Origin of the sequence: Zavarzinella formosa DSM 19928 (assembly GCF_000255705.1) — a bacterium.
Taxonomy (GTDB): Bacteria; Planctomycetota; Planctomycetia; order Gemmatales; family Gemmataceae; genus Zavarzinella; species Zavarzinella formosa.
The window spans coordinates 3,728-10,868 of sequence record NZ_JH636451.1 but is presented as its reverse complement, the minus strand read 5'-3'; the positions used below and the strand labels follow the sequence as shown (position 1 = coordinate 10,868).

12 protein-coding genes are annotated in these 7,141 nt (G+C 64.2%); all 12 read left to right on the top strand.

All coding sequences use genetic code 11. The annotated features are described in order from the left end of the window. Positions 1-202 precede the first annotated feature (202 nt). On the top strand, positions 203-892 hold the full coding sequence (locus BGIM_RS0142550) for a hypothetical protein (protein ID WP_020475686.1): 690 nt from the start codon (positions 203-205) through the stop codon (positions 890-892). 120 nt (positions 893-1,012) lie between these two features. Then, positions 1,013-1,426, top strand: a complete 414-nt coding sequence (locus BGIM_RS0142545) for a hypothetical protein (protein WP_020475685.1) — start codon at positions 1,013-1,015, stop codon at positions 1,424-1,426. Positions 1,427-1,556: 130 nt separating this feature from the next. After that, positions 1,557-1,943: a hypothetical protein gene (locus tag BGIM_RS0142540; RefSeq protein ID WP_157369850.1), complete on the top strand. Its 387-nt coding sequence runs from the start codon at positions 1,557-1,559 to the stop codon at positions 1,941-1,943. 116 nt (positions 1,944-2,059) lie between these two features. Further along, positions 2,060-2,449: a hypothetical protein gene (locus tag BGIM_RS0142535; RefSeq protein WP_157369849.1), complete on the top strand. Its 390-nt coding sequence runs from the start codon at positions 2,060-2,062 to the stop codon at positions 2,447-2,449. A 127-nt stretch (positions 2,450-2,576) separates the two neighbouring features. Further along, positions 2,577-2,960 (top strand): hypothetical protein, encoded by a 384-nt coding sequence (locus BGIM_RS0142530; RefSeq protein ID WP_020475682.1) that lies wholly within the window; start codon positions 2,577-2,579, stop codon positions 2,958-2,960. A gap of 66 nt (positions 2,961-3,026) precedes the next feature. Further along, entirely contained in the window at positions 3,027-3,458 is a 432-nt protein-coding gene (locus BGIM_RS55485; RefSeq protein WP_020475681.1) for a DUF1493 family protein, read from the top strand. Positions 3,459-3,585: 127 nt separating this feature from the next. Further along, positions 3,586-3,954: a hypothetical protein gene (locus tag BGIM_RS0142520; RefSeq protein ID WP_020475680.1), complete on the top strand. Its 369-nt coding sequence runs from the start codon at positions 3,586-3,588 to the stop codon at positions 3,952-3,954. Positions 3,955-4,062: 108 nt separating this feature from the next. Next, on the top strand, positions 4,063-4,578 hold the full coding sequence (locus BGIM_RS0142515; protein ID WP_020475679.1) for a hypothetical protein: 516 nt from the start codon (positions 4,063-4,065) through the stop codon (positions 4,576-4,578). Positions 4,579-4,900: 322 nt separating this feature from the next. Next, the gene (locus BGIM_RS67590; RefSeq protein ID WP_238537824.1) at positions 4,901-5,437 is read left to right on the top strand and encodes a hypothetical protein; all 537 of its coding nucleotides are present in this window, start codon (positions 4,901-4,903) and stop codon (positions 5,435-5,437) included. Between the two features lie 313 nt (positions 5,438-5,750). Further along, positions 5,751-6,209 (top strand): hypothetical protein, encoded by a 459-nt coding sequence (locus BGIM_RS0142505; protein WP_020475677.1) that lies wholly within the window; start codon positions 5,751-5,753, stop codon positions 6,207-6,209. Positions 6,210-6,344: 135 nt separating this feature from the next. After that, positions 6,345-6,731: a VOC family protein gene (locus BGIM_RS55475; protein WP_020475676.1), complete on the top strand. Its 387-nt coding sequence runs from the start codon at positions 6,345-6,347 to the stop codon at positions 6,729-6,731. A 102-nt stretch (positions 6,732-6,833) separates the two neighbouring features. Continuing rightward, the coding region (locus BGIM_RS65310; RefSeq protein ID WP_040892082.1) for a hypothetical protein at positions 6,834-7,141 on the top strand (308 nt) is incomplete at its 3' end.

Genomic DNA, 7,141 nt, shown 5'->3' with positions numbered 1-7,141 from the left:
GGAGTGTCGGGTGCGGCTCCGCTCGTGCGACAGCCTCATGGTGTGCCCCGTCTGCGGGTGGGATGCCACCCGCCGCTGAGCAAAGGCCCGCCGAGCCATGCGTGGCGGCGGACCGGGGCCGCATGTTGGTTTCTCCGAGATGCGCAGCCCACCCGGCGGCCCCGGCTGCTGAGCCCGGTCGTTCGGCAAGAGAGGGAGATCGATGGACAAGTTGGCGGCCAGGCGACAAGAAGCCGTGATGCAAATGGATGCCTATTCATTTGAGCCGGACTTCATCGAGCAACAGTATCAGGTTCCCCCAGTCATCGACTTGCTCGCGGAGGAAGGCGTTCGCGGGGTTTCCCGGCTGATCCAACTCTCCTCGTTCGGCAGCGAGCGGCTGCATACGTTCGTGTATTCCAGCGACAGCGTCGTCGTCACGACGGTGAGGGGCGCGACCTCGTTGTGGCGCTCGATCCCGCAATACGCCCACATCAACGATAGCCCGGACCTGACCGAATTGAAGTCTGAGCCGTTTGTCGCCAGTCGGGCCGAGAGGCGATTCACGACTCTTTCGCTGTCGATGTCTGAACTGCCGCCCCTGTTCGCTTCTTGGGACGCATTTGAGGCCGCCGCAAACGAGGCGCCGTCGTGTGCGACCGAAACGCTCGACGGCGCTTCGTATCGCCACCGGGTTCGCGCCCAAGGAGTGGCAATCGATGCCAACTGGCAAAATCCCGACCGGAGACAGCATGCCTCGCAGGCGCAACTTCTGGCCGCCTACTCCCGGCTTCTTGAGCTGGCGGACCTCTTTCCCGAGGAGCGAGAGGCGACGGAGAGGAAGAGGCTGCGCAACCGCGAGAAAAAACTGGTCGACAAGAGGCGCAAAGAAGAACGGAAAAGGGGCCGGTAGAGGCATGCCGAACAAGTGGTTGCCGCAGTTGATTGTGGCCCTCCGTCTTCGTTCATTGGTTTCAATCACCCTTCGCCGCGACGACTGAACACCGTCGTTCGGCAAGAGAGGGCACAGCGGATGGAATTCTTGCGGCACCCGCTCTACGATTACTCGACCGCCCGCGATTGGCTGTCCCTGCGGCCACCCGATTGGACCGAACTGGAGCCCGGGCCGGAGAAGCATTTGCACGATCTCGTGCAGTCGCACAAGCAGTGGCTGTGCGATCTGGCCCTGGCCCGCATTCGAGCCGTGGCGAACGTGTCTTTCCTGGCCGATACGCCGTATCCCCAAGAGGGCGACTTCCGCTATATCCCTCTCGCTGACACGGGGTATAAAGTGTATGTGGAGTACGCCTTCGCCGCACAGCCGAACGAGCCGCGACCAGACAGCGATTACTGGTGGGTGATCCTCGGGTGCCCGTATCCGGTTGCCCCGTTCCCGACCGGCCGGCGTGAGGCGTTTGTGGACGGGCTTGGGTGGTATGTGTTGTGAGCCGACGTCGGCAGACACCGAACCATGCGCCGCGCCAGACCCGGCCGCACGCGGTGGTTTTGGGTGGTTCAAGATCGCCGAGTGCGGCCGGGCCGCCGAGCTTTTCGTTCGGCAAAGAGAGGGCTTCGCTGTGGCCTGGCTCGCGAAACCAGAATCGATCCTGACCGCCGACCACGGGACGCTGGAGCTGGACGACAGCGGCGATCCGGCGGTGGCGGCTGAAGTGCTGCGCCGACTGGCCGAGCGGTTCGGGGCCGTCGTGCGGGACCACCTGCTCCGCAACCTGATGGGCGACCCCGGGCGGGAGCGGGACTACTGGTATCTGATTGTCCGCGGGCGGGAGTACTTGGTCATGCGCTGCACCGCCCCGGAGGTCCCGCCGGGTGTGTGCGTCATGGGGCCGATCGGCGCCCGCGACGACCTGGCTCTGTTCCGGGCCGTGGCGGCGTGCTTCGGCGCCACCGAGCAGGACCGCCGCTCGCCGCTCCGGCCGGGCTGGTGGCGATTCTGGGGGTGAGGCGAGGACGCCGAACAAAGCGTTGCAAGTGATCGGGGACCTCAGTCATTGTCATGTGGTCGGAGTTGTTCCGGTCCCGGCCGCTGAGTTTGGGCGTTTGGCAGAAGAGGTTTTCGATGCGCGTCGATGGCTACCGCGAATCGTGGCAGGTAGCAGACGACAACGACTTGGACGCGGCACTTGGGTTCCGCGACGATCAAGGCGGGGCACTGTTCTGGCTCGTCCCCGACGAGGCAGACTATCCCACCCTTGCGATCCGCGTCAGCGGCGACTTGGCCGACATCTGCTACTTCCCGCAAGATGGCCACCCAGGCTTTCGTGTCCTGAAAAGTGTGGGGCCACCCGAAGGCGGGATGACAACGCTTGTGTATCGGGGCTGTGACCCGGCCAGCGGCGAGGTAACGCATAACGAATTCATCGTTCCGTTCGAGACGGCACATGCGGTTGCCAAAGAGTTCTTCCGCTCCCGGCAAATGTCCGAGGCCGTTTCGTGGTTTGAGTTGTAACGGGCCGCAAGGCCCGCCGAACAAGGCTCTGCGGCAGACCGGCGGCCTCAGTCGTCGTCATGTGGTCGGAGTCGTTTCGGCCCCGGCCGCTGAGTTTGGGTGTTCGGCAAACGGAGGGCGACTCCACATGTTCAAATCACTGTGGTGGTGGCTATGGATGTGCCCCAGAACTGAGGAAGCGGTCGCGGCGGATTTCTTGCACTGCCAGAACCCGCCGAGTGTTCACCCCGGATTGGCTTCCGGGGCTTACGAGAAAGACTTCACTCGTCGGATCGCTTATATCTATGGCCTTGGCCGGGTCACGCGGGTAGACCGGGTGACAGGGCGAGATGACTGGGCCATCGGTTGGAACAGGCGGCTGCTGAAGGTATGTGGGGCGCCATTCGACCCGCAGGCCACGGCCGAGAGAATATTGGGCCGGGTCCGCGAGCTGGCTCGGTTGTTGCCGTCGGGACTCGGCACAAACGCCAAAGAAAGCGTTTCGGCTGGCCGGTGGCCCCAGTCATCGTAAGGTGGTCGAAGTCGTTCCGGCTCAGGCCGCTGAGTTTGGGCGTTCAGCCGTGGAGGGCTTACCGAGGTGCCGACATTTGAAGATGTGGTCGCTCTGGTCCGCGAGCGGACCTCTTACCAGAACCCGTTGACGGCGGCGAGTACCCTTCAGTCGGATATTGGAGTGTACGGCGACGACATGGACGACTTGTTGTCCGCTTACTCCAAGCGGTTCGGCGTCGATTTGTCGGGCTATCGGTGGTATTTCCACACCGGCGAGGAGGGGCCGAGCATCGGCGGGGCGATCTTTCCACCGCCCGACAAACAGGTGCGGGAGATACCGATCACCCTCGACATGCTGCACCAGTTCGCGGAGTTGGGTCGGTGGGCCGTCGAGTATCCGCCGCACGAACCGCCCCGCCACCGCCCGGACATCTGGATCAACTTTGGGATCGTGGTCTTCGGGTTCGTCGTCTTCGGGTTCGTATTGGTCGCCGGAGTTCGCCGTTGTGTGCGGTAGGCGGCTACGCCCAGGACGCCGAACAAAGCGTTGCGGGCGATCAGGTGCCTCAGTCGTCGTAAATTTGGCTCAGGTCGCCGGGCTCCGGCGCATGGACTTTTGCGTTCGGTGTTCGGAGATGCGAGACATGGAGCGGTGGACGATCACCGAGGCGTCCGACGGGCGGTATCGCCTTCACATCAACCACGGCGGCAAACCATTCTGGTGCATGTTCGACTTCACCGTGCGGCCCGCGCCGGGGTGCGACGGAGTCGAGTTCGTGCTGGCGTCGGATGCCGATCCGATGTCGGCGGAGTGGTTCCCGCACTTGCACCGGGGGATGCTGTGTGGGTTGGACACCGCCCGCGTGCATGGCCGTGTGTGGGCCGGGGCAAGGGTTGAGGTCCGCAAAGTCCACACACACCCGATTGACACCACGGCTCGCGGGTGCGAGTTTTACGGGTTCAACTTCGTGCTGGACGTACTGCCGTGTCGGGGCGTGCGGCTCTCCGAGTAAAGACACGCCGAACCAGGCGTTGCGTCGGACGGGGGCCGTTTGTCAGTTTTTCGGGGTGTGTGAGCTATCCGGCGGACGGGCTTGGATCGCTTTGGCGACGGAGGTCAAATGAAACACGTGGCGGCAGTGCTTGCGAGTGCGGTTATTCTGGTCGGCTGCGGGCTGCCGCTACCGGCCCCGGTTGCCGGGCCGGCGAACGACCCGCTTCCGGCGAACGGCCTGATGTTCCAGCCCCCGGAGGGATGGCGGAAGTCGGGCAAGGCGGGCGGGGTGGTCTTCTTCGACGCCCCCGGTCTGAAGCCCGGCCAGGAATGCCGCATCGCCGTCGGCCCGCCGAGGCCGCTCGGCGGCGGCTTCGAGTTCTGGTTCGGGATGGTCCAGGAGCCGGCCGAGGTGGTCGAGGAGTCTCCCGTCATCGCCGGAACCGGCCTCGCCGGCGCCCGAACCCTGCGGATCACCAAGGTCGTGGAGAAGGGGATCAATCAGACTCGCCTCCACCGGGTCTACCACGGCATTGAGGACGGGGATAGCTATGCCCTGTTGCTGCTCACGGCCAGTGACAAAGAAGCGTTCCGGGCCTGCCTTCCAGCCTTCGATGCGATGGCGGCCAGCTGGCATCCCTGAGGTCGCTTTCCGGGCATCGAGCCGAAGGAACGATAAGGCCGCCCGTGCCGGGAGCGCAGGCGGGTTGGCAGAGGCGAAAGGCCAGACACTCCGCCCGGTGACATTCGCCGGGGGAGAGAACGAGGTTTCAGGCCGAACAAGTTGATTCTGTTGACCGGTGGCCTCTGTCGCGGTGAAATGGCCGGGGGGCGCCAGCAATGGAACTCGGGTATTTGGCGAACGGAGGGTATGTGGCGTGACGGAGCCGGACTGGTTGGCAGCCACTGACCCTATCCCACTGATCGCATACATCCGAGGCCGGGCAACCGGCCGACAACTGGCGATGGCAGCGATCGCCCTCTGTCGATTGGATCGTGATCTGATGCGGCCTGGCTACAGCCGGGATGGAGTCGAGTGGTCCGAGCGAGTGACGGATGGCGAAATCGCGTCCGACGACCTTGGAGGGATGGACCCCGGGGCCTGCTACCTCATGGGCACGGCAGCGAACCGCTGCCAGGCCGTCGCCGGGCTGGCAGCCAACGGGGACTTGGTCCGGGCACACGACTACTTGGCCGAGGTCGTGGAGTTTCTGGCCGACGAGGCCAGCGCCCGTCGGCTGAAGCGGATGGCCGAGGTGTGCCGGGACGTCTTCGGCAACCCATTCCACCCCGTTGCGTTCGATGCAAGATGGCGAACGGTCGAGGTCTTCGGGATCGCGGAGGGGGTGTACGACGACCGGGCGTTCGGCCGGTTGCCTATCCTCGCAGATGCTTTGGAAGACGCCGGATGCGACGATCTGGTCATCCTTGATCATTGCCGCAGTCTCGGCCGGCATGTCCGAGGATGTTGGGTGGCGGATTTGGCGCTTGGCAAGGAATAGAGTCAACAGCCGAACCAAGCGTCGCAGGTGACCGGGGATATCAGCCGTCGTAACATGGGTTTCAGCCGCCGCGCCCCGGCTGCTGAGCTTTGGCGTTCGGCAAGATTCGTGGTTTCCGTGTGGGGGTGTCATTACCCGGACAGGCCAACTGGCGAGTTGGTTTTTGACACCAGCCGGGGCGCCGGTTACGCTGACGGCTGTTCAGCCGTCGCGTAAAACAACCGGCGGCCTCCCGGATGAGCCAACTCGCCAGTTGGGGTGCGTGCCTCGGCCGAGTTGGCCTAATCACTGTTCGGCGGAAGAGGGCGGACGGGTGGACAAGGTCGCTCGGGTGTATGAGGTGACGCCGCATGTCGGCATCGGCCCGCTTCGGCTCGGCATGAGTCCAGCTGAGGTGCGGGCCGCCATGCCCGGCCACGCGATCGAGAAGATCGGACGCGGCCACGAGGAAATGATCGAAGCGCTTGGCCTGAACGTGGACTACTCGGCCGGTGACGCCGCAGTGACCTTCATCCAGGTGTTCCCGACGACGGGAGTGCGGTTTACACTCTGGGGCATTGACGTGTTCGCTACCCCGGCCGACGAGTTGGTGACCGCCTTGGTCCGCCGGGAGGGGCTGCTCGCGGCCGACTTCCCGCCTGGGCGGGACGAGTACCGGTTCCCGTCCCTGCGGTTGGTCCTCTGGCGGCGGTGGGCGTCGGACAAACCAGGGGAGCCGGGGTGGGCGTTCGAGACGGTCAGTGTTCATATCCTTGGGTACTACGAGGCGTAGCGCCGAACCAAGCGCTGCACCGGACCCGGCCGCATGAATTGGTTCTGGATGTGTATCGGTCACTGATTGCGGTCGGGCAGGTGAGCTTTGGCGTTTGGCCGATTGCACGTCATCCACACACGCCGGAATCTTTCTATGTTCAAAAAAACGCACCCGATTTTAGGCACGCGCGACATCATGCGCGCCATCGAGTTCTACACTCGGCGACTTGGCTTTCAACTGGCATTTGCAGACAAAAACGATCCGCCGAATTACATCGGGTTTCGGCGCGACGCAGTCGAGCTTCACATGCAGTTTCAGTTCGAGCACGAGATGGGCACGATTCGCCTGCGGTTTCTCGTGGATGACCCGGACGCGCTCTTCACCGAATACGGGCAACGCGGTGTCGAGCACACAGCCAACGGCATCCGCAACACCCCTTGGGGGACACGCGAATTCGCACTCTACGACGCGGATCGTAACGCATTGACATTCTACCGCGATTTGACGGGCGAGGAAAAGGAACGGCAACATGCGGCCTAACCATGCGCCGCGGCGAACCCGGACATCGCGTCACTATTGCAATCGTAGCGTCCCGCGGGCCGGGTCGCCGAGCTTGGGTGTTCGGCAAGCGGAGGATGCGGGATGAGCGCCGTTGTCTTCCGGCCGCCGCATGTGATTTTCGGCTTCTTCGCCATGCTGGTCATGCCGTTGGCCGCGGGAGGATGCATCGGGCTGGCCCGGACGGATAACCCGGTGTACGGGTGCTGGGTGTTGCTCGCCTGGCCGGCCCTCGCCCTCCTCTGGCTCAATGCCCGGACCCGGGTGGTGGTCGATGACGCCGGGGTGGGCAAACGGACTTGGTCCGGCGGGGCGTTCCGGGCCGGCTGGGGGAACATCGAGTCGTGGGCGGTGGTGAACCTGGCGCCGACCGACGATGATGCGGACTCGGT